This window comes from Pseudomonas sp. Pseusp11 (assembly GCF_047304405.1).
Classification (GTDB): domain Bacteria; phylum Pseudomonadota; class Gammaproteobacteria; order Pseudomonadales; family Pseudomonadaceae; genus Aquipseudomonas.
The window spans coordinates 87,087-109,946 of the sequence record NZ_JBGLZF010000003.1; the positions used below are offsets into that span (position 1 = coordinate 87,087).

Here is a 22,860-nt window from a genome sequence, read left to right on the forward strand (position 1 = left end):
ACCGGACAACACGGTGTGTCAGTGGATACCTGGTTGCAGGTTCAGGGCTGCTTCGCAGCCCAGCGGGAGCAAGCTCCCTCGCCACAAAAAGCATGCAGCCACAGCGTGGCGGTTATTCCTCGTCGCTATCCTCCAGCCGCCAGTAGCCGACAGCCTTCACAAACTGCTCATCCAGTCCGTGCTCATCGAGCAATGCCCGGCGGATCTGCCGCGACACTTTGGTTTCGGTCGCCACCCACGCATACAGATTGCCAGCGGGCACCTTGATCTGTTGCACGGTGGTCAGCAGGTTGTTTCTGCCGCCTTCGCGCAGCACCCAGATCACATCGACTTGCGCGGCGCTTTCCAGGCGTTGTTGTTCGGCGCCGTTTTCCACTTCCACGATCACCAGTGCACGTCGATTGGCGGCCAGGCCTTCGAGACGGCGGGCGATGGCGGGCAGGGCGGTTTCGTCGCCTATCAACAGGTAGCTGTCGAAAATGTCCGGCACGATCATCGAGCCCCGTGGCCCGCCGATGTGCAGAAACTGGCCGGGCTTGGCCTGCTCGGCCCAGGTCGAGGCAGGGCCGTCGCCGTGCAGCACGAAGTCGATGTCCAGTTCCAGCGTGTCCAGGTCGTAACGACGGGGCGTGTAGTCGCGCATTGCGGGCATCGGCCCGTTGTCCTTGCCGGCGCCGAGTACCAGGGTTTCCAGCGCGGCCTGTTCCGCTGCGTTTTGCGGGAACAGCAGTTTGACGTGGTCATCCGTGCCGAGGCTGACGAAGCCTGCGAGTTCCGGGCCGCCCAGGGTGATCCTGCGCATCCGCGGCGTCAGGTCGACCACCCGCAGCACTTGCAGGCGACGGCGCTTGATCTCGTGGCTGACACGGTGAATGGATTGGGATGGCATGATCACATCGATCATTCGACTTTCTCCGAAACAGGTTGAACGGCGGGGCCGTCGACGATGGCTTTGGCCGTGTTGTTGAGCAGGTCGCGCACCCGCAGGATTTCTTCCGGGCTCCAGCGACCATGGTGCATTTGCAAGGCGTGACGCAGGTTGTGCACCGCTTCATGGATCTCGGCCGGGCGGTCCTGGCCGCGCAATGAGCGCTTGCTGACTTCGATGCGCATGCGCACACCGTCCAGGGCAATCGCCTGCTCGCTTAATGACAGACGTCCGGCGTCGGTGATGCTGTAGCGTTTTTTTCCACCCTCGGCGTCGCCCAGGATCATTTCGCTTTCTTCAAGGAAGGTCAGGGTCGGGTAGATCACACCAGGGCTGGGGCTGTAGGCACCGTCGAACATGCTTTCGATCTGGCGGATCAGGTCATAGCCGTGGCACGGCTGCTCGGCGATCAGCGCCAGCAGCAGCAATTTCAGGTCGCCAGGGGCGAATACGCGTGGTCCGCGTCCACCGCGCTCGCGGCCGGGGCCCGGGCGTTTCTCGAAGCCGTCGCGGCCGTCGCCGTGTTCGCGGTGGGGGGAATGATGGTCTCTCATTTTTTGTCTTCTCTCGTCGTGTTTAGATACAACTTAAGATATATCTTATAGAAAGGGCAAGCCAACAGGACCAACGGTCGTTGCCCGAGGGGGCATCGCGGCGGGGTTTCAGTGCGGCGTGGGACATGCCGTTTTGTGGCTTGCGGTTTTAGAGTGATTGATCTAATTATGCGTAACTAACAGCGAATGATTTTTAATAGTTGCGCCTAAGTAGTATTTCTCTTACAGGGAATGTATTTAACTAATCTGTGTGCTTTTTCTAATAAAACTGTTTGTAGTATGTTTCTGTCGGTTGAACGTTTTAAATATTGAATCTACGGGTTTTTTCTACTGGGTCGTGGGCAGTTGTTACTACATGTTCTTCGGAAGTTACGTACTTACTTTCTCAGCGGATTGGTCGATCATTCTCCTCGTCGAAAGTTGAGCCAGATTGCCTCTATTCAAGACGGTAATACGGGCGACTCATGCTTTCCACGGACCAATCCTTTGAAATTGACAGGTACTTAATAATGTTCAAGAAGCTTGCAATCGCCGTTCCGATGACCCTCCTGGCCCTGAGTTCTTCAATGGCGTTCGCTGCGGAAGAAGCGCGTTCGTCCATCAACATCAGCGCTAATATCCCCACCGAAGTATTCCACGCCCAACCGGTGAATCCTGACTTCGGTAAAGATGAAAAAATGACCTACAACGTGATAAGTGAGCGCTTGAGCCCGCTGCGTGCAGCTTACGATATCCGCCACACTAACGGTTCGGTCCATGCGTATGTGGAAGGTGGTCCGCAACCCCTGTTCAACGGCAACAACAACATCCCGCTGACCTACACCTTCAACGGCGTAGTCTTGGGCGGTATTTCTAAAGAAGTGGTCGGCGATACCGAATCCAACGCGGGCATGCGGGCTGATCTGGTGATTACCGCCGCCCCGCCGATTACCACTCAGACAGGTCTTTACACGGCCAATCCAGTCGTGATCTTCGATGCCGTTCCACGCATCTAAGTCAGCCATGACTTAAGGCTCGGCCTTATTCGTTAACACTTACCGGTCGATGGGTAATCACTGCCTGTCGATCGGGTTTCAACGCACTTATCTTCAGAGTATTCCGTTCATGTTCCCGATGACTCCCATCGCGACGGCGCTTGCCCTATGTTTTTGTGCAACCGCCCTGGCCGCGCCAGCGGACAACGGCCACACCCCTCGAAGTTTGCTGGCGCAAGCCAAGGGGTTACCGAGCGACTTCGAAGAGCACTTCTTTGATGTACCGCTGGCGGTGCGCGTGGAACTTGATCAACAGTTTCTCGGTGAGGCGATGGTCGTGTTGACCCGCGACGATCGCATCACGCTTCTTGAATTCGCCGATGTCGGTGACAGCACAATCAAGCCCAGCGAACGCGACATCTGGGCCAACCATCTGAAACAAGGCGTGGCGCTGGGCGCCTGCCAGGCCAACTGCCCCGAACAACTGTTGGCCGTGCACTACAGCCTGGAAAACTCGCTGGTGTCGATTCTCACGGAAAATGCCGAACGGGACGATCAGATGCAGCAGTATTACAACCTGCCCGAAGGCGGCAGCACCGGCCTGATCGTGCGCAACCAGTTGAACCTCAATGGCGGGCAGAACCAGGACCTCGGTGGTCGTTACGGTCTGGAAGCCAGTAGCAGCCTGGGTAACTGGACCCAAGCGGTCAACATGCAGCTGTCCCGTCTGGGCGGTGTGGACAACCAGATCTATCACGCCGTGCATGAGCTTTTTACCCAGCGTGAATTACAAGGCAACTTTCTGCGCCTGGGCTATTTCACGCCCACCTCCGAAGGCCTGACCCGTCAGCCGCGTACCTTTGGCGCAACGCCTGACACCGCGTTGGGCGTCATGTACGGCAGCTCCGACAGCCTGGCCATCAACAATCCGAAACCGGCGGTTTATCCGATCTACGTCACGGCCAATCGACAAGGCTCGGTGGAGATTTACCGCGACGGTTTGCTGATCAACACTCAGGCCGTTCCGGCAGGGTTGCAGACCCTCGATACGCGTCCGCTGCCCGGCGGGATTTATGAAGTGGAAGTGCGCCTGATCGAAGACGGCCAAATCACCTCCAGCACGCTGGAGCTGGTCTACAAACCCAACAATTGGCGTAATCATGACGAGCGCTGGCGCTACAACCTGTTCGCCGGCCGCGAATCCAAATTGCTCAGCAACTGGGAACAGCAGGCCGATGGCGACATAGCCGCCGGTGCCGCGCTCAACTTTCTGTTGCATCCGCGAGTGATTCTCGGCCTGACGGGGCGGCAGGTGCGCGACTCTTTGCAATACGGCACATCAATCGACTGGGCGATCGTCAACAACGCCAGCCTTTTTGCCAACGTCTACAAAACTGAAGACTACGGCACCGGCCTCGATGTGCAGGGACTTTATTCCTACGGTAGCGGCAGCATCGTCGCCAGCCATAACCGCAGCTGGCTTGACACCACTCGACTGTACGACACCCTGCCGGACGGCACGCGCGTGCGTCAGCGCAACGTATTTATCGGCCAGACCAGCAACTCTTCCTTGTCGTTGAATCATCGACTCACCGGCAGAAGTTCGGTCAATGCCCGGGTGTCCCACAGCGAGGGCAACACAGAAGGCGTCGGCCTGGATCTGGGATGGACCCAACGCACTGAGCTGTTCGGCAGCGACGCCAACTGGCGCCTGTCGCTGTTCGACCGCCCGGGCAATTTCAGCTCGGGGAATGATCGCAATCGTGGTGTCGACCTGAGCGTGAACATCGCGCTGGGCGGTCCGGGAGAGCAGTGGTCCGGCAGCATCGGCACCCGCACCGATCGCGACGGCGGGCGCGATAACAATGCCTCGCTTACCTACCGCAAAACCTTGCAGGATCACGTGCTGCAAAACGTCTCGGCCACGGCCATCACCGACACCTATGGCATCGGTTTGAACGCGATGGCGTCGATGCAATCGGACCTGGTCAACGGTGACGGGTTTATCCAGCGCTCATCGTTCAACAACGACTTGACCGGCGGTTTGAACCTGGACAGCACCGTGGCCGTCGGCGGACAAAAAATGGTCGTGACCAGCCAATACCACCGCAATGGTGCCGGCATGATCATCGACGTCGAATCGGACATCGACGGTATCGCCTTGCGCGCCGACGATTTGAGCGGTGGCAGCGCGGTGCTCAAACCCGGGCGCAATTTTGTGCCGATCACGGCTTACAAAAGCAGCTCGGTCAGTTTCGATTTTGAGGGCACCGACGTCCCCGCCGCGACTATTCAGCCATCCCGTTCCAGCTATCACCTGAACAAGGGCGGCGTGGACTATCGCCAGATCCGCGTGATGCGCACCCTCACCGTGCTCGGTCGCCTGATCGACCCCCAGGGCAACCCGCTCAAGGGCCACCACATCATCAACCACGCCAGTCGCGGGGTGAGCGAGGTGGACGGGTTCTTCTCGATGGAAATGAACGCCGGGTCACCAACCCTGGAAGTGCGTCATGGCAACCAGTTGCTGTGCCAGTTCCGCCTGGACCCGAGCCAGGGGCGAACGGAAAACAATGTGCTGATGATCGGGGATTTGCGTTGCACGCCGGATACGTTGGCGGATGCCGGTCATCAGGCAGGAAAAGCCGGTTGATGAGTAGCGGCATTCTTTTTAATCAACCTTGGGAGGTTTTAATGTGTTTATAAAACCGTTGTACGGTTGTGCAATCAGTTTGTTGTTTTTGTTGTATTCAGTCTCGAGCGCAGCGGTGTCCATTGAGGTGACCGCAGAGTTCAAGCCGGACTCTGCGAACCCCGCGCGCAATGAATTTACTAACACCACGCCCTTTACCGGGCACTGCGCGTCTTACCCGACTTTTTGCAGTGATTTGTCCATTTTCAGTATTTTGGTGCCTATTAAATTCAATTCAATTAGTGCAATCGATGCGAGACATACGGATGTACGCAAGGGAGCAATGTTTAGGGCGCCTACAGATTGGCGTCCATTACAAGTTGTAAACAAGGATACCCGGGAAGAATCAACATTATATGTACGCATTGCATCAATCGGTGCACGGTACTATCTGCCCGGTACCGTCCAGAGCCTTATCGGCGAAGGTGCTCCGACTAGTGATATCGAGGCACATGAAAAGTTGTGGGGTGGGTATAACTGGACCTACCCATCTCCTCCCTGTTTTTACACGGGGGGGATGTTTGTGCAGCCAACCTGGCGGTCTTTTTTCTGGCTGACCGCCGCCGGGGGAGGGATGTGTGCACCCACGGCCGACTATCAAATATCCAGTCTCTATTACGATCGTTTTCAGATTGGTTATGCATTGCGAACACCCAATCCTCTGGGGATGTCAGCAGGGCAGTACGTTGGAAGTTATACCTACAGCGTTGGGCCGGGTCTTGATTTTGATATGGGCGATATTATGTTGCCCGAAGACAACAGTTTGACCATCAACTTCACCCTTGATGTTCAACATACGCTAAGGGTTGATATCCCCCCCGGCGGTAATAAAGTCGAGTTGGTTCCCCAGGGTGGCTGGCAAGGCTGGCTGCAACAAGGTCGAAAACCAACGAGGTTATTTAGAGACCAAGCGTTCAATATTTCCGCGAGTTCGCGTTTCAAAATGAATCTGGAGTGTGAGTATTCGCAAGACAGCAAAACCTGTGCGGTGCGGGACTCGGTCTCGGGTCATGCGGTGCCTATGAACATCAGTGTCAGTCTTCCACAGGGTTTGACCGATGGTGATGGGGCACCGGTCAATCGCAGGCAATTGCAGCGTGATGGTAGCGGCACTCAATTGTTCCAGCCTGGTTTCTATGTCGATCGTAAGCCGGGAACACTGCACTTCGAAATTCCCGCAAGCGAAGTGGCAGAAATGATTCGCCCTGAACGACAACGACATTATTCGGGAAGTGTAACGGTGATCTGGGATTCAGACGTTTAGCGGGCCGCCCTTTTCAGCATTCAATTCAACGAGGTTCAGTACGATGAAACACCTGTTGGCACTGTTTGGTTTTTATCTTTTCACCCAGATGGCTCACGCCGCGCCGAGCATCAATATCGGAACGGTTTACGACTATCTGGACGGCGACAAAAGTACCTACTTGAAACGTGTATTCAATGGCGGCGACAGCACGGCGTTCGTCAAGGTCAACATCCTTGAAATCCTCTATGAGGCCGATGGCACCTCGCGCGAAGTGCCGCTCAAGACTCAGGCCGACGGCAATGCCCGGGATGGTTTGATGGCCAGTCCCGCACGGCTGATCGTGCCGGCCAACGGCATGCAGGGCACCCGGTTGTTGTTCATGGGCGAGCGTGACAGGGAGCGCTATTTCCGGGTGCGCTTCGTTCCGGTCGTACCGGAGAAGGAAGACGAATTCGCCGTCTCCAGCGAAGACCGCGAAGACTACAAAAAGTCCCTGTCGGCAGGGGTCACGGTGCTGGCGGGTTACGGCGCGGTGTTTTTCGTGCGGCCCAAGGAAACGCGTTTCGACAGCGCAATCGAGAACGAGGCAGGCAACTACCGGATCCGCAACAAAGGCAACACCGTGGTGGTGATCGACGAGTTCAAGGATTGCGCGGTCAAGAACGAGCAGGACTGCCAGCCAACGACCAAGCATCACATTCTGGCCGGCCGCACGTTTCAGTTTGAGAAGCAGGCCGGTCGCGAGTATCGCTTCACCTTGGTCGAAGGTGAGCGCAGCAAAAAAATCGACGTGAAGGGCTGACCCCGGGTGATGACCATGTTCAAGAAACTGACTGTCATGCACCTGTGGGTGGCGGCCCTGCTGGCCAGCCCTTGGGCTTATGCCGCCAAGGAAACGCACGTGTTTGAGGTGTTCGTGACGATTCCGACCCAGGCGTTCTATGTGATTCCCGCCGACCCTGGCTGGATTCATCGCGAGCAGCGCCTGCCGTGGAACCTCGCGGCGTCGACACTGGGCAGCCTGCGCAAGTATTTCGATGTGAGAAATGAAGCTGGCTCGATTGAAGCCAGGCTTGAGGGGCGGCCTTATCTGTCGAACGGCACCGATGCCCATGACATCGGCTTGCGCGTGCTGTTCAACGGCATCGTGTTGAGTGAGCTGGTAAACAGCGAAGTGGTGCCGATGAGCGAAGCGGCGCTGGGCAAACGGGTGCCACTGGAGATCGTGCCTGTACCGCCGGTCGACGGGGTTTACAAGCCAGGTAATTACTTTGGCAGCGTCAATCTGATTTTCAATGCGGTGTTGCCGAAATGATGAATGCATTCAATCAACGACTGGCGCGGATGCTGATCGGGTGTGGTGCGACCAGCCTCTTGTGCGCGGTGTTGGCACTACAGGCCAACGCGGTCGTCATGGACATCGACGCAATGTTCGAGCCCGACCCGGCGAAGCCACAGAAAAATGAGTTCATTAATCAGACACCGTCCGAGGGGTTCTGTCGTCAGGTCCCGCAGGCCTGTGCACCCTTTCGGCTTTTCAGTCTGATCGCGCCGATTCCATTCGTCGCCAACGCGCCGATTCTGGCCAATCACACGGATCCGCGTCAGGGAGGGATGGCCCGTGTTCCCTCGGAGTGGCGAGAGGTGCGTGTGACTCACGAATCGGGTGATTCAAAAGTACTTTCCATCAGGATTGGAGGTATTGGTCACGAGGCCTCACTGCCCCGTTCCGTGCGTGAGATAACTGGTGGAGGATGGTGGCATGACTTGTGGGAAGGTAGGGGGTGGGTTAATGCGCCTGCACCTTGTTTGGGCGTGAACACATACACAGCTGGCGAACATGGCTACAACAGCTTTTGGCGGGTCCCGGTCGGTGCCGGCGTGTGCAGCAAAAAGGCGCTTTTCGATATTCCGATGTCCTTCAAGTATCAGTATTTCGTTTTTGCGTATGAGCTACGGACACCTGACCCGCTGAACATGCTGGCAGGCAAGTACACCGGCTCCATCACCTACACGGTCGGTCCTCATCAGGATTTCGACATGGGCGATGTGATGATTCCAGCCGACAACCAACTGACCCTCAATTTCTCTCTGGATGTGCGGCACACGCTCAAGGTCGAAATTCCTCCCGGCGGCACCCGGGTGGAGCTGGTGCCTGAAGGTGGCTGGCAGGCCTGGCTGACGCAAGGACGCAAACCATCACGGCTGTTTCGTGATCAGACCTTCACAGTCGCGTCGTCGAGTCGTTTCAAGATGCGCCTGGAGTGCCAGTACACTCAGGACGGCGATAACTGCTCGTTACGAGAGCCGGTGTCGGGCCATTCTGTGCCGCTCAACGTTAGCGTCACCTTGCCCACAGGGTTGACTGACGCGGCGGGACGGCCAGTCCATCGCCAACCGCTGCGACGCGATGGCAGTGGTAGTGAATTGTTCGTGCCGGGTTTGTATGTCGATCGTAAGCCCGGCGCGCTGCACTTCGAAATTCCCGCAAGCGAGGTGGCAGAAATGATACGGCCCGAGCGACAACGGCAGTATTCGGGAAGCGTGACCGTCATCTGGGATTCGGAAGTCGGGTAAGCGCGCGGCGCGCCCTGAAAGCGTTGTTTGCCTTCAGGGCACTGGTGACTACCCGACGCTTTGCAACGCCTGCCGGGTCAGACGCCTACCTAGCTGTTTTTCTTCATAGCCAAGGTCATTGAGCAATCCATCGTAGACCTCGTCGGTCATTTCTTTATCGGTGAGCACAACCTCCTCCTGGACGTTCAACTGCTGGGCCAACCCCAGCAGTCGTTGTCTGAGCGCTTGTCTCTGGGCAATCACCCGTCCTTTGGAGTTCGCCCACGAGCGTTGGGCTTCGCGCAATTCCTCCACTAGCTCGGTCCTGAGTTCGTACGTGCGGGCATTGCGCCTGAATTCGGCGGGATAGGTGTCGTGCAGGTATTTCTCCCAGAACGACTGTTCGAGCATGTGGTTGATCAGTCCATCGCCGTTTTCCATCGACATCACGGTGTCGAACGCCGTATCGAGGGTTTTGGCATTCACGCCAGCAATCGGCCGGTAGAGCATGCTCTGCGACTGCCAGGGTAAGTCGAGACGCTGGGCAAGTCCGGTCTCGTAAGCGAGGAACACTTCGACTTCATCAGGATCACCTTCCCGGCTGGCGAAATCGGTCCGGGCGATGTCATCCACCCGTTCGAGACGGGCGGCGCCTTTTGCCAAGGCTACCAACTTGCTTTCAAGGATCGCTGCGGATGTCGACTGGGCATAGGCCTCACTGACCAATACTTTGATGCCCATGTTGTTGAATACCTGGGCACCGGCGTCAGCGCACGTGGTCGGCGCGGTCGCCATCTCGAACAGCTCCTTGCGCAATGCCTTGTCCAGGTCGATGGCTTCGATCATTCGCCATACGCGGTCGCTCAGTTGTTTGCGCCGCTCGCCACCGGCGCGGTAGTCGGCGGATTCTGTCTGCTTCTGGATCAAACGGAAGAACCCCTGGGAGTGTGGCTCGGTCATCAGGTCGTGCCAGGCTTCTACCCTGAAGATGCCCACGCCTGCGGCCTTGTCACTCCACCATCGCGAGTCGTCAGCCATGGGCCACTGATTGATCGCCCGGTCCGCAAGGGCGGAGTAAGGATGTTCAGGGCTGATGCCCACTGATCGTCGGTAGTCTTTGTAGACAATCAGGTTGGTGTCCGAAAGGTCTGTCGGAAACAGTCGCGTGCGTGCCACGAGGCGCGCGTCCTCTGAACCGGGAACGACCAAGGGGATGTCGCGCAACGGGTTTTGCATCAGGTCCAGATAAAATCCGCGCGGGCGGCGCCTTGTGAACAGGCCTTCAGGCCAGGCGGTTGCGCCGGTGTTGCTCAAGCTCAGAATCTTCAGTTTCGGCATCCGTTCGACGCTCGGCAGCAGACCCAACTGCGGGTTGTCATCGAGCCTGAGCGTTTCCATATGCGTCAAATGCCGCAATTGCTCGACCGACGACCGGGTCAACCGGATCCGGTTGTTGATCAAGCGCAGTGTGCGCAGGAAATGCATGTTGCCAATGGCAACGGGCAGCTTTTCCAATCCGCAGTCTCGGGCACTCAGTTGCCGAAGGTGAGGGAAATCCTTCAGCAGCCCCGTGGCGCTGCCGGAAAAGAGGGTACGGTCCAGATTGAGCGTACTGACCTGGTCGAGGTAATGCTTGAGATCAGGCAGTTCACGCCACCACAGCTCTAGGTCAAGCGTGTTGAAATCTGTTGACAGGTCCAGCACATACCCACCTTCGAGTGTGGGACTGCGCTCGCCAAAGGCCGTCGATTTTCTTTGAAAGCAGGCGATGAGCCGCTCGGAAATATGCAGCCCGCCACCATTCACAAACCCGTTACGATCCGGACCCCAGGCTTCAGGTTGCTGATAACGCCATTTGTTGAGTTTGACTTGAAGATCGTCCAGTTCGCGGTCAAGTCGATCGAGGGTCTTGCGTGCCTGAGGTTCTTCGCCCAGCGATCGGACAAAGGTGCTGACCTCGCGCTCGTTCAAGTGCGGGTAAATGTCCTGCACCCGTTCCGACAGGGTAGCCTTTTGTATGGAAAAGCCCGGGCCACGCAACAGCAGCAGGGTGTCGGGGTCGGCGATCAGGCGAATGGGCGGTTCTGCCAGCGCGGTCCGACGCTCGGCGGGTGCTTCGGTTTTGACCATCACCCATTGTCTGAACCAGGCTCCCTGGCCCGGTCGATAACCCAGTTGCACGCGTTTACTGGCTGGCAGGGCATTGAGCACCGATTCGTAAAAGTCGTCGGCTTCATGCAGTTTGTGGTTGTCGGCGTCCCACACTTCGTACCGTGCCCCGTCTTCCTGGATCAATACCCGGATGACCGAAGCGTCTTCCGCACCCACGCTGCATCGTAAGGGCCCGATGTCGGAACCTTGCCTAACGTCGATACGCAAATCGCCGAACGCGTCGGTGTGAATTCTGAGCGCGTTCAGCACCAGTCGCTCAGTCTCTGGAACCCAACGGGCAGCATCGGTGAAACCTTCATAGGCGTGGTTGGCCCGGGTTTCGAAGGCCGCTTCACGGGCCTGGTTTTTCAGGTCCAGCGGCAGGCGTTTGTCCCGGGCCATGCGTTCGAGTTCAGCACTGCCGGCCTTGTTGAGCAGTACCGTCGCCGCGTGGGTCGGCAGCTCTGGAGCCACGTCGCGCAGCTGTTGAACCTGCGGGTTGGCGCTCGCTTGTGTGGCCTGATAGCGCTGATTGAAGATATCGGGTCTGAGGCGGTCTGCCTCGTCAGCCAGTTGATTGCGCAGAGCCTGGATCCGTTCTCCCCTGGCGACGCCTGGGCCGATCAGCACTTGAAGTTCTTCTTCGCTCAGGAACTCGACGAGCTGCTTGGGCAGATCCCCCTGCATGAGTTGGGTGAGGCTGGTGCCGAGCGTGTGTTCGTCGCTTGCCTGGGCATTACCGTAAGTGCGAAACCGGCCTGTCAGGTCGGTGTTTTCGTAAACTCTCAGGGCCTTGTCCGAGGGCCAGCCTTCAAGGTAAGTCGCCAAGGGTTCGAACCAGTAAGAAGCGGGATCGAGAGGCCGTCCGGAGCGAATGTCATGAATAGCCTGCTCGGTTTGCTGCTGAATACCTGCGCGTTCAAGGCCATCGGTGAGCAACGGAGGCGGGGCGGTGTTTTCGACGTACATTCGGCGTAACGCCCCCGCTTCGGTGCCGCTGGCGATACGAATTTGTTCCAGTTGCGCATCGTTGAAACCGTCGACGGAGTGACCGAGACGCCGCATCAGCCTGGGGCTGTCCCAGTCTCGCGGGTTTTCCGCTTCATGTGTCCAGGCGCCGTAGCCGTTGTGTTTCAGCTCGGGTAAATAGGCCTCACCGCGATGGGGGTGCTTGACACGATAGGTGCCTGTTCTCGGGTCTTTTTGCACGGCGTACTGTTTTTCATCCAGCGGCAGAATCTTTTGACCTTCGTGGGTATGCAAACCCAATGCGTCAGGTGTGGAGTCGGCCGGTAACCCTACGTTCGGCTGCTCGTAGGACTTGAGGTCGGGATACCACAGGCGTTGCTGGCCGTTGGGCAGTTCCACCGGTTTCATGCCTTCGATCAGTGGTGAGAGTTTGAGGCGTGCGAGCTGGCCGATCTGCGCACCGGCGGCGAAAGCGGCCAACTGAACGACGTCCGTCACGACCCCGACAATATGTTCGGCGGCTTCAATCCACCGGGCTTGCGCCAGGTCCACGACGAATTCGACTACGTCGGTAGTGATCTGGTAAGCGGTGTACGCCATCATCAATTCACCCAGCCCCGGGACGAACGGGGTGGCGACCATCAGCGCGGCATTGAAGATGTCCGAGACAATTTTTTTGAAGTTCTCCCACCAGGCCCATCGGGCATTGCGATCGGTATCGGCGGTGGACACGGCGATGTTTCGCGCATCATTGAGGATTTTGTTCAGCTTTTGCTGATAGAGGTACTCCCACAATTCACCGCTGATCGGTGTGGCGTTGAAGTACAGGTAGGGGTTGTCGACCGGTTCTTCCCGCCAGCTGGGGCGTTGGTCCAGCGGTTCCTTTTGATGCCATTTAACCTCGAACAGGCGTTGCTCCAACCCTCCGAAAAAATGCCCGCGCTCGGGTTGGTTTACGAACCGGCTGAAGTACTGACGATAGGTCATTCCGGTAGACGATAGGGTGTTGTTATCGCGTAGCTGGCGAGTCAGCTCATTCATGAACGCGGTGGTTGACGGGTACTCTTTCAGTGGATGCTCCGGGTCTTGCGGGACGTAAGCAAATATCGGTACGACATCGCGGGTTCGTTCCAGGTCCGGTGTAATCAGCACGATCCCGGTCAACGGGCTGTCCATGATGGACAATTCAGCGAAGTGCATCACCCGGCCTTTACGGGTGAGATTGCGCTGACCATCAAGCATCTTCAGGATCAAATCGCGGGCGTCGGCGTCAATGTCATTGGACATCACGGCCTGTTGAGCAGCCGCTTTGAACGCGGTTTTCTCGTAATTGACGATGTTGAGTTTCAACATGACCTGTGCGAGGCCGTCACTGGGCAGCAACTGTTCTTCGAGGTATCGGGTGTAGCGGGCGCCGATGTCCAACTCGCGACATAAGGTCTGGAACTGTGCGATGGACATTTTGCGTTTGATCGGCCGAATGTCGAAGTGCCCGCGCGCATCGGGCTGACTGATAAAGTCCGAGCCCGATTCGCAGGTTTCGGTCAGCGCGAAGTTGTGCAAGGCAGCGTCCAGCAGTGAGACCGTACGGGTCACCACGCCGCCGGAGAGGTCAACGACATACCAAGGGCGCTCTTTGGGTAAGTAAAGATGCAGGCAGGTTGTCTTTACATCAACGTCGACACCGTACTGTTTCAACAACGCGTCGGTCAGTAACGGCTCGGCGAACTTATAAATGTTTTGTAACTCTTCAAGAATGCGGTCCACTCTGTTCTGAGCGGACCAAAGTTTGATATTGGATTCTTGTAACCGGGTGTGATCGATGTCTGTGGCGGTCTTTATCCATGTCCCGATTGCCGTTTGAGTGAGGCTTAGCTCTTGAACCCTTTGCAAAGAGGCGCTTTTGAAGATGGGGTGGATCCGGTTCTGGATAAAATCGTAATGGCGGCCTTTTAAATCGGCAGTTTCTGGCAATGAATCACCCAATATACTTCCTTGTATTTCAGACATGTTTTTATAAAGCCTTGAATGTTTATAGGAGTCACCAGCCTAACTCCCAAGGCTCAAAGTAAAAGTCTGAATTACTGTTCTTGAATACGTGTGGATACTTGCCGACGCATTGAGATTATCAATGCCGAAAATAATTAATTACCACCCCGTGATCAGCGTCGTGCGACATCAACAGGCAGACATCCCGTATGACTCCCCGGTTGCAGGTACGGCATCAGAATCGGTGCCATGCCCTTGAGCACTTGCACCGGCAACGCCGAGGTAAATTTGAAGGCTTCGGCCGTGCGCCCCGGCACGTAGGCGGTCAAGGTGCCGAAATGGCTATCGCCGATATAGAACACGAACGTTGCGGTGCGGTTGATCGATTTCGAGCTCAGAATCCGGCCTCCCGGACCGATGGCTTCGATGCGGTTGTCGCCGGTCCCGGTTTTGCCGCCCATGGCCAACGGGGTGCCGTTGGCCAGTTTGAAACTGCCTGCCACGCGTTTGGCCGTGCCGGCATCCACCACTTGCGACAAGGCCTCGCGCATAGCGGTTGCCACCTCGGAAGGCATCACGCGTTTGCCGACGACCGGATTGTTGAACAGTTGGGTTTCATAGGGCGTACCGGCCGCGAAGTGCAGGCTGTCGATACGCAGCGTCGGCAGGCGTACACCGTCGTTGAGGATGGTGCCGATCAGCTCTGCCAGCGCAGCGGGGCGGTCACCGGAGCTGCCGATGGCGGTGGCCAGCGAGGGCACCAGGTGATCGAACGGATAGCCGACTTTCTGCCAGCGCTGGTGAATATCAAGGAACGCCTCGATCTCCAGCATTGTGCGGATGCGGCTGTCACGGGCGCCCTTGTGGCGGCTTTTGAACAGCCAGCTGTAAACCTCCTGGCGTTCGAATTCGCTGGCTTTGACGATCTGGCTGAACTTGGCGTCGGGGTTGTTCAGCAAGTAGCCCATCAGCCACAGATCCAGCGGGTGGACCTTGGCGATGAAGCCCTGATCCGGCAGGTCGTAGCTGCCCGGGCCGTAACTCAGGTACAGGCGTTCGAGGCGTTCGTCGGTGAGTTTTTCCGTGAGCTTGGCGCCCTTGAGGTGTGAGCGCACGAAGGTGTTGAAGCTCTCCTGGTCGGCCTGCGGGAATAGGTAGCGATGCACGGCAGCCATGCGTATCGGTGTCGGGTGCATGCTGTCGAGGAAGGTCTCGAGGCGGGTTTGGGTGTCCTTGTTCTGGTACTTCTTCCAGAACCGCAACAGGAATGCGGTGCCTTCGCGGTCGGCGAACTGGGCCAGGTATTCCTGACGCCGCGGGTCGCGGTCGTCCTTGAGCAATTCGGCGCTGCTGTTGGGGCCTGCGTAGGTGCTGTAGCGCACCAGGTCGCGCATCAGCCGGATGAACGGCAGGTTGATCGACTCACGAATGGCATCGCGCAGGGTCGGCATGCGGCCGTTGTCTTCCTTGCGGAAGTTAACGAACGTGTGCAACCCGCCACCGGTGAAAAACGCCTCGCCGGGGCTGGCGGAATATTTGCGATCCAGTGCGGCACCGAGCATTTTTGGCAGGCTGCGGTCGGTGTTCTGAATCATGTAATCGACGGCCCAGCTGCTCAGGCGATCCTGTTCGGCGACTTCGGTTTTCTTCAGTTCGGCAACGGTCATGCCTGCGTAGCGATCGTGCAATTCGGAGATGATCTGCAGGTAAGTGGTGAGCACACGCATTTTTGCGGTGGAGCCCAGTTCCAGCTTGCTGCCTTCATTGATGTCGAACGGTTGGTCGGTGCTGTCGGTCTGCACCCGCACCCGCGAGCCGTCCGGGGTCAGTTCGAACAGGGTGAAGCTGTAGCGCACCTGCGTGGTGCTGGTGGGGGTGAGCAGGCGTTCGCCGATCAGGCCGATTTCCGCTGCATAGGCTGGGTCGGCCAGATGCTTGAGGTACGCGGTGGCCTGGGTTTGCAGCTCGCCTTGCAGGGTGCTGGTGGCGGAAAGATCGAGGCGGTCGAGGTCATACAGCGGACGATTGAGCAAACTGCCCAGACGACTGCGCGCGACACTGATGCCTTTGTTGGTTTCGATAGGTTGAATGGTGGGCTGGGTCTGCCAGTCGCGGTAGGTCACTTGGCTGGCCAGTGCCGCCGCCGCGAGCGGCGCATCGATCACGCCATTTTGTGACAGCAGGCGAATATGACTGTCGGTCAGACTGGCCAATTCATCGCGGCCCTTGGTCAAGTAGTGCGAAGGGCGGCGCTGAGCAATCATCAGCGACAGCATTTCACGCAGGGCCAGGCCTTTTTCAGCCAGGCTTTTCTGATCGGTGTCGGTGCTGGCCAGCCGTTCGTTGGCCTTATTGAAGTCGGTGCCGTACCACACACGCAAACCTTCGGCCATGCCGTGCACTTCACCGTGGCCCGGTACCGCGGACAGCGGAACACTGTTGAGGTAATCGCGAATCACATTTTGCCGTACCTGAAGGGTTTCCGGCCCCGTCTGATAGGCCCGCACGCTGGCGGAAATCATTTGGCGGATTTTTTCCGCGCCCGACACGGTCAAGCCATCGGGCGAATGTCGATATTTCTCAAGCTGTGTCGCCAGTGTACTGCCGCCCGCCGATTGGCCGGGCAGGCGCAACAGCTTGGCCACCTGGGACCACGCCGCCATGCCGAACCGTGGCCAGTCCACGGCGGGGTTGGCCAGGGGCTGGTGCGGATCGAGCAGAAAGCGGTTTTCGATGAACAGCAAGCTGTTGACCACCACCGGCGGGATCGCGGCAAAGCTTGAATAGAGCTGTTGTGGATACTTGAACTGATACAGCGGGGCCGCACGGCAATCTGTGATCGACAGCCCGGCCTGGATTTTCTCGGTATAGGGAATGAAAAAGCCCTTGTCGCTGTACTTCATCAGCGCAGGCGAAAAGCGGGTTTGCGCCGCTATCACGTAATCGCGCTTGAGCAGGCGCGGCAGAAATTCATCCAGGGAACTGTAGCCCAGACGCTGATCGAACGGGCCTTCGCCAGGGTAGCGAATCGCGTCGCTGGGGCCGGGTTGCAGTTCGTATTTCAGCGAGGCGGCATATTTGCTGATTTCCCGGGCTTGGAATTTGGAGGTGCGCATTTCCTTGGCTGCGGCCAGGCCCAGGACAATCAGGATAATCAGCAGCAGCAACCAGAACGCCCCCCAGCCGTGCCGTGAGCGACGGGGTTTTTCAGGTAAAGGCGCTTCATCCTCACGTTCAGTCGGAACCACAGTGTCACTCGAATCGGTTTGCCACAAAGCGCCCATAGTCGACTGATCCATTCACGCAGATTGATCGGACTTGTTTGAAGCTTAGACGGTGGTTGGCGTTGGTGAAAAAATTGTGAACAACCAAATATCAGATGCGCACGAATACCTACGGAGAAGGGCTGTTGTGGCGAGGGCGCTTGCCTGTGGCGAGGGAGCTTGCTCCCGTTGGACTGCGCAGCAGTCCCAAAAACCACCAACACCGGATTTTTTCAGACACACCGCATGTACAGGATTCACGACTGCTGCGCAGCCGAGCGGGAGCAAGCTCCCTCGCCACAGGGTTATGGTGCTGCTGGGTTCATAGCCAACAGGCATCCCATAGTGGGTAATCGCCAATTTTATTGACCAACCCTGCGCGCAATGGATTGGCAACAATGTAACGAGCGAATGGCAGGAGTCCTTCTCCATCGCGGATTGCCCGGTCGTGGTAGCCGCTTTGCCAAAAAGCCCCTTCATTGTTTGACGCTCGGTTGATGGAGAGTGTGCTGCGAGATTTGGTGGCTTGCATGAGTTGCGCCAGGGAGTGTTGTTCGAGTTGTACCAACCAATGGAAGTGATCTGGCATGACGACCCACGCTATTGAGTTGACCCATTTCTGGTCGTGGGCCCGCTTGAGTTCGGCAACTAACAGACGTCCCAACCGCCAATCAGTGAATATTCGGCGGCGTTGGTGCACAACTGCTGTGATGAGATAGGCCCGACCCTGTTCTGAACATCGTCCATGGCGTAGCAGATGTGAATTTGGTTGTGGATGCATTCCTTGCGCCCTTTTGAAGTTCCCCCTTTGACCCTAGTCCCTATCTCCAAACCTGAATCTGCAACACTTGACTGAAATTTCCGAAAACCATGCGGGATCCAATTGGGAATAGCGCTTTTGTGGCGAGGGAGCTTGCTCCCGCTGGGCTGCGAAGCGGCCCCAATTCCGGACTTGTCTGATAAATACGATTCACCGGGTTTGCGACTGCTGCGCAGTCGAGCGGGAGCAAGCTCCCTCGCCACAAGGGGGGAGGTCGTCTGAAAGGGTTGAGCTAGACGCATCAACGAGGTAAATGCTGCCTAGGTAGGGGCATGACGATGCACCATTGCTGTGCAATACTCCGTGCGGTTTCAGTGGAGAAAAAACCTGCATAAAACAGGTAATGCCACTCCGTTTTACGCGAATTACCCGTTAGTTATCGCTGAATATTGTGTTTTATATAGTTAAAACACCTGTCATTAGCTTTTTATACTGCACGCCCCGCTGATCTTGGAGGTTTTGTCCTACAAGACGTGTCTGTCCACAAGACAGGCCCGGTTTCACCAGGCACTGGCTTATCGGCCGGCGCTTCGACACTCGGTGGTCATATCCAATAACAAGACGAGGTTGCACCCCTATGCCAGTCGGCAATCACCTGCCTCACGGCGAGACCGCTCAGGGCGGCCCGCTTAAACGCGAACTGGGCGAACGGCATATTCGCCTGATGGCACTCGGTGCCTGTATCGGCGTCGGCCTGTTCCTGGGTTCGGCCAAGGCCATCGAAATGGCCGGCCCGGCCATCATGCTCTCCTACATCATCGGCGGTCTGGCGATCCTGGTGATCATGCGCGCCCTCGGCGAGATGGCCGTGCATAATCCCGTCGCCGGCTCGTTCAGCCGTTATGCCCAGGATTACCTCGGGCCTTTGGCGGGTTTTCTGACCGGCTGGAACTACTGGTTCCTGTGGCTGGTGACCTGCGTCGCGGAAATCACCGCAGTGGCGGTGTACATGGGCGTCTGGTTCCCCGACGTGCCGCGCTGGATCTGGGCACTTGCCGCGTTGGTCAGCATGGGCTCGATCAACCTGATCGCGGTGAAAGCCTTCGGTGAGTTCGAATTCTGGTTCGCCCTGATCAAGATCGTCACCATCATTGCGATGGTGGTCGGCGGTATCGGCGTGATCGCGTTCGGCTTCGGCAACGACGGCGTCGCCCTGGGGATTTCCAATCTGTGGGCCCACGGCGGCTTCATGCCCAATGGCGTGCAAGGCGTGTTGATGTCCCTGCAAATGGTGATGTTCGCCTACCTCGGCGTCGAGATGATCGGCCTGACCGCCGGTGAAGCGAAGAACCCGCAGAAGACCATCCCCAATGCGATCGGCTCGGTGTTCTGGCGGATTCTGCTGTTCTACGTCGGCGCCTTGTTCGTGATTCTGTCGATCTACCCATGGAACGCCATCGGCACCCAGGGCAGCCCGTTCGTGATGACCTTCGAGCGTCTGGGCATCAAGACCGCCGCCGGCATCATCAACTTCGTGGTGATCACCGCGGCGTTGTCGTCCTGCAACGGCGGCATCTTCAGCACCGGGCGCATGCTCTACAGCCTGGCGCAGAACGGCCAGGCCCCGGCCGGTTTCGCCAAAACCTCGAACGGCGGTGTGCCCCGTCGTGCGTTGCTGTTGTCGATCGGCGCGTTGTTGCTGGGCGTGCTGCTCAACTACATGGTGCCTGAGAAGGTTTTCGTCTGGGTTACCGCGATAGCAACCTTCGGCGCGATCTGGACCTGGGTGATGATCCTGCTGGCCCAGCTCAAGTTCCGCAAAGGCCTGAGCGCCAGCGAACGTGCCGGCCTGAAATACCGCATGTGGCTGTACCCGATCAGTTCGTATCTGGCGCTGGCCTTCCTGGTGCTGGTGGTCGGCCTGATGGCGTACTTCCCGGACACCCGAGTGGCGCTGTATGTGGGCCCGGCGTTCCTGGTACTGCTGACGGTGTTGTTCTACATGTTCAAGTTGCAGCCGACCAATGTGGCGCAAGGCGCGGTGCGTTCGGCGTCTTGAACCTGTAACGCCAGCCATACACAAGCCCCGGTCTGCATGATCGGGGCTTTTTATTGGTTGGCGCGATTCCTGTGGCGAGCGAGCTTGCTCGCGCTGGGGCGCGTAGCGGCCCTAAAATCACCGCTCAAACCGATTGCACGTACCGGATTACGACTGCTGCGCAGCCGAGCGGGAGCAAGCTCCCTCGCCACAAAGGCTGGCTTGTCTCAATGTCAGACGACGGCGACTTGAGTCGGCGTGTTCAACCGCTTATTGAAATCCAGCCAACCCCCCAGCAACGCCATCAACCCGACCCCCAACATCGCGCTGAATAGCTGCATCGCCAATACGTTCCCACCCAAGGCATTGAGCATGTCCGCCAACGGCGCCAGCAACACACCAAAACAGAACACCTCCAGAGAATATCGGCCCATGCGACAGCTTTGTCGTGCCAGCCAGTGTTGCGTCCAGCCCGTGTCCGGCAACAACCTGGCGGTGACGTAGGCGAGGGCGAGGAAGTGCAGCAGACGCGCCGGTGAGAGGTTGGTCTTGCTGATCGGATAGAGCCATTCGCCGAGCCATTGGGGCATGAACGCGTCATGCACGGTCGGCCATTTCCACGACAGCGCGATCAGCCCGGTCATCAGCAGATAGGCCAGAGCCGCGATGAAAACCGGCTGTCGAGTCAGCGGTCGAGGTTGCGGCGCCCGAGGCCTTTGCCGGTGAATCGCCGCCGCGCCCCCGAGAATAAACAGCAACTGCCAGGCCATTGGATTGAAAAACCACACGCCCCCGTCGGTGCCCGCCAGGTTCCACTGCAGCCATGGCGCCAGCAGGTACAACACCACCGACAGCCCCACCACGTATTCAGCCTTGCGCAGCAACATCGGCAGTACCAGCGGCAGGCCGAGCAGCAACAGAATGTACAGCGGCAACGGGTCCATCAGGTTCGGCTTGAAGCGCAGCAGCAACTCGTCCATCAACGCCTGCTGCGGATTGCTCAGGAAATACTGCAAACCCATTTCCTGCACCAGATCGCGGGTTTCCACGTGGCTGTTGGCGAAAAACACGATGCCCATCAGTAGCGCCAGCAAAAAGATGTGCACTACATAAAGCACCCAGGCGCGTCGCAGGATTTTCACCGTGGCGACCATGAGCCCGTCGCGTCGGGCGATCTTGCCGTAGGCCAGCACGGCCGCGTAACCGGCCAGGAACACGAAAATCTCCGCCGCATCGCTGAAGCCGAAGTTACGCACCGTGAACTGCGCGAGCGGGTTCTGCGGCACGTGGTCCCAGAAGATAAAGATCAGGGCCAGGCCGCGGAAAAAGTCGATTCGGTGATCCCGTCCAGACGTCATGAAGGCGGGCTCTTGAACGCAATGCTGTTCACTTAAATGCACTCTCACTTATGCCTACCTTTGTGGCGAGCGAGTTTGCTCCGGGCGGCGTTCCGACGCTGGGCTGCGTAGCGGCCCCAAAAATCTGACGGCCATTGCCGATTTTTGTGAGTGCTACGCACTCAAGCGGGAGCAAGCTCCCTCGCCACAGGTTTCTCTGACTCAAGACTCCCTTAATTGAACGGCATTGGGCTCTTGAACGGGCTCGCTCCTACAACGGCGCGCAGGGTGCCGTTATTCACAGGCAATTGCAAAAGGCTGGATATTACCGAATGTCTCAGCTGCTTATAGCGAACGGATCGAGCGGCGTGGCCGTCGGTCTGCCGGACAGTTCGCGTACCGGAACTCCCCATGATGGCATCTGGCGAGCATCTACACTTCGGTTCTCAGGAGTGTGAAACGTGAAGGTTTCGCTGATTGTTCCGGTATTCAACGAAGAGCAGGCGATCAGTCTGTTCCACCAAGCGGTGCGTCGTGAGTTGAAACTTGACCCTTATGAAGTCGAGATCGTGTTCATCAACGACGGCAGTACCGACCAGACGGCTGAGCAGGCCAAGGCGCTGGCCCAGGTCGATGAGCAGGTATTGCTGATCAATTTCTCGCGCAACTTCGGCAAGGAGCCGGCGTTGTTTGCCGGGCTGGAGTACGCCACCGGCGATGCGGTGATCCCCATGGACGTGGACCTGCAGGACCCGATCAGCGTCATCCCGCGGTTGATTGCCGAGTGGCAAAAGGGTGCCGATGTGGTGCTCGCCAAACGCCGGGATCGTACCAGCGACAGTTATTTGAAACGCCACAGTGCGGCAATGTTCTACCACCTGCTGAACAGGATTTCCTACACCCGTATCGAAGAGAACGTCGGGGATTTCCGCCTCATGGACCGCAAGGTGGTCAATGTGATTCGCGCACTCCCCGAGCATCAGTTGTTCATGAAAGGCGTTCTGTCGTGGGCCGGTTTCACCACCGTGGTGGTGGAGTACGAGCGGGCCCAGCGGGTGGCGGGACGCAGCAAATTCAATGGCTGGAAGCTGTGGAACCTGGCGCTGGAAGGCATTACCTCGTTCAGCACCGTACCCTTGCAGTTGTGGACTTACATCGGCGGCGGCATTTCAATCTTCGCGGTGCTGTATGCGGTGTACATGGTGCTGGACAAGATTTTCTTCGGCAACAGCGTCCCCGGTTACCCTTCGTTGATGACGGCCATATTGTTTCTGGGCGGTGTGCAACTGATCGGCATCGGCATTCTTGGAGAGTATGTCGGTCGCATCTACATCGAAGCCAAGCATCGGCCCCGGTATGTGATCAAAGACGTCATCGGCGGCAAAGACCGGGTCGGGCTTTAG

14 protein-coding genes are annotated in these 22,860 nt (G+C 57.8%); 8 read left to right on the plus strand and 6 right to left on the minus strand.

Features of this window, described 5'->3' with window-relative positions; translation table 11 throughout:
• Positions 1-112: 112 nt before the first annotated feature.
• Both ACCC96_RS03195 and ACCC96_RS03200 read right to left on the minus strand, forming a co-directional pair.
• The gene (locus tag ACCC96_RS03195; RefSeq protein WP_413694980.1) at positions 113-904 is read right to left on the minus strand and encodes a siderophore-interacting protein; all 792 of its coding nucleotides are present in this window, start codon (positions 902-904) and stop codon (positions 113-115) included.
• Positions 901-1,482, minus strand: a complete 582-nt coding sequence (locus ACCC96_RS03200) for a PadR family transcriptional regulator (RefSeq protein ID WP_019651322.1) — start codon at positions 1,480-1,482, stop codon at positions 901-903. The genes ACCC96_RS03195 and ACCC96_RS03200 overlap by 4 nt, the downstream gene beginning before the upstream one ends.
• A gap of 509 nt (positions 1,483-1,991) precedes the next feature.
• Between ACCC96_RS03200 and ACCC96_RS03205 the strand changes: the two genes are divergently transcribed.
• The 6 genes from ACCC96_RS03205 (at position 1,992) to ACCC96_RS03230 (ending at position 8,971) form a co-directional block, all read left to right on the plus strand.
• Positions 1,992-2,477, plus strand: a complete 486-nt coding sequence (locus ACCC96_RS03205; protein WP_413694981.1) for a CS1 type fimbrial major subunit — start codon at positions 1,992-1,994, stop codon at positions 2,475-2,477.
• Between the two features lie 109 nt (positions 2,478-2,586).
• Positions 2,587-5,109, plus strand: coding sequence for a TcfC E-set like domain-containing protein (locus ACCC96_RS03210; protein ID WP_413694982.1), 2,523 nt, complete (start codon positions 2,587-2,589; stop codon positions 5,107-5,109).
• Between the two features lie 43 nt (positions 5,110-5,152).
• Positions 5,153-6,412 (plus strand): hypothetical protein, encoded by a 1,260-nt coding sequence (locus tag ACCC96_RS03215; protein WP_413694983.1) that lies wholly within the window; start codon positions 5,153-5,155, stop codon positions 6,410-6,412.
• A 43-nt stretch (positions 6,413-6,455) separates the two neighbouring features.
• On the plus strand, positions 6,456-7,196 hold the full coding sequence (locus ACCC96_RS03220; protein ID WP_413694984.1) for a molecular chaperone: 741 nt from the start codon (positions 6,456-6,458) through the stop codon (positions 7,194-7,196).
• Between the two features lie 15 nt (positions 7,197-7,211).
• Positions 7,212-7,709 carry a CS1 type fimbrial major subunit gene (locus tag ACCC96_RS03225; protein ID WP_413694985.1) on the plus strand — a complete coding sequence of 166 codons (498 nt, stop codon included), beginning with the start codon at positions 7,212-7,214 and terminating at the stop codon, positions 7,707-7,709.
• Complete coding sequence (locus ACCC96_RS03230) at positions 7,706-8,971, plus strand: hypothetical protein (RefSeq protein WP_413694986.1); 1,266 nt, start codon at positions 7,706-7,708, stop codon at positions 8,969-8,971. The genes ACCC96_RS03225 and ACCC96_RS03230 overlap by 4 nt, the downstream gene beginning before the upstream one ends.
• 48 nt (positions 8,972-9,019) lie before the next feature.
• On the opposite strand, the gene ACCC96_RS03235 is transcribed toward ACCC96_RS03230, so the two are convergent.
• The 3 genes from ACCC96_RS03235 to ACCC96_RS03245 form a co-directional block, all read right to left on the minus strand.
• On the minus strand, positions 9,020-13,837 hold the full coding sequence (locus ACCC96_RS03235; RefSeq protein WP_413694987.1) for an NEL-type E3 ubiquitin ligase domain-containing protein: 4,818 nt from the start codon (positions 13,835-13,837) through the stop codon (positions 9,020-9,022).
• A 395-nt stretch (positions 13,838-14,232) separates the two neighbouring features.
• Positions 14,233-17,343, minus strand: a complete 3,111-nt coding sequence (locus ACCC96_RS03240; RefSeq protein WP_413694988.1) for a transglycosylase domain-containing protein — start codon at positions 17,341-17,343, stop codon at positions 14,233-14,235.
• Between the two features lie 301 nt (positions 17,344-17,644).
• The gene (locus ACCC96_RS03245) at positions 17,645-18,103 is read right to left on the minus strand and encodes an REP-associated tyrosine transposase (RefSeq protein ID WP_258672486.1); all 459 of its coding nucleotides are present in this window, start codon (positions 18,101-18,103) and stop codon (positions 17,645-17,647) included.
• A gap of 616 nt (positions 18,104-18,719) precedes the next feature.
• On the opposite strand from ACCC96_RS03245, the gene ACCC96_RS03250 reads away from it, so the two are divergent.
• On the plus strand, positions 18,720-20,141 hold the full coding sequence (locus ACCC96_RS03250; RefSeq protein ID WP_204124696.1) for an amino acid permease: 1,422 nt from the start codon (positions 18,720-18,722) through the stop codon (positions 20,139-20,141).
• 212 nt (positions 20,142-20,353) lie between these two features.
• Here ACCC96_RS03250 and ACCC96_RS03255 read toward each other — a convergent pair whose 3' ends face one another.
• A complete protein-coding gene (locus ACCC96_RS03255; RefSeq protein WP_413694989.1) occupies positions 20,354-21,478 on the minus strand; it encodes an OpgC family protein in 1,125 nt (374 codons plus the stop codon).
• Between the two features lie 440 nt (positions 21,479-21,918).
• Here ACCC96_RS03255 and ACCC96_RS03260 point away from each other — a divergent pair, with 440 nt between their 5' ends.
• Positions 21,919-22,860 (plus strand): glycosyltransferase family 2 protein, encoded by a 942-nt coding sequence (locus ACCC96_RS03260; protein WP_019651333.1) that lies wholly within the window; start codon positions 21,919-21,921, stop codon positions 22,858-22,860.

Bases quoted from the DNA above. Each gene is read 5' to 3' on its own strand.
- ACCC96_RS03205 (WP_413694981.1), top strand. From the start codon at position 1,992: ATGTTCAAGAAGCTTGCAATCGCCGTTCCGATGACCCTCCTGGCCCTG.
- ACCC96_RS03225 (WP_413694985.1), top strand. From the start codon at position 7,212: ATGTTCAAGAAACTGACTGTCATGCACCTGTGGGTGGCGGCCCTGCTG.
- ACCC96_RS03255 (WP_413694989.1), bottom strand. From the start codon at position 21,478: ATGACGTCTGGACGGGATCACCGAATCGACTTTTTCCGCGGCCTGGCC.
- ACCC96_RS03240 (WP_413694988.1), bottom strand. From the start codon at position 17,343: ATGGGCGCTTTGTGGCAAACCGATTCGAGTGACACTGTGGTTCCGACT.
- ACCC96_RS03230 (WP_413694986.1), top strand. From the start codon at position 7,706: ATGATGAATGCATTCAATCAACGACTGGCGCGGATGCTGATCGGGTGT.
- ACCC96_RS03210 (WP_413694982.1), top strand. From the start codon at position 2,587: ATGTTCCCGATGACTCCCATCGCGACGGCGCTTGCCCTATGTTTTTGT.
- ACCC96_RS03245 (WP_258672486.1), bottom strand. From the start codon at position 18,103: ATGCATCCACAACCAAATTCACATCTGCTACGCCATGGACGATGTTCA.
- ACCC96_RS03220 (WP_413694984.1), top strand. From the start codon at position 6,456: ATGAAACACCTGTTGGCACTGTTTGGTTTTTATCTTTTCACCCAGATG.
- ACCC96_RS03195 (WP_413694980.1), bottom strand. From the start codon at position 904: ATGATCGATGTGATCATGCCATCCCAATCCATTCACCGTGTCAGCCAC.
- ACCC96_RS03200 (WP_019651322.1), bottom strand. From the start codon at position 1,482: ATGAGAGACCATCATTCCCCCCACCGCGAACACGGCGACGGCCGCGAC.
- ACCC96_RS03250 (WP_204124696.1), top strand. From the start codon at position 18,720: ATGCCAGTCGGCAATCACCTGCCTCACGGCGAGACCGCTCAGGGCGGC.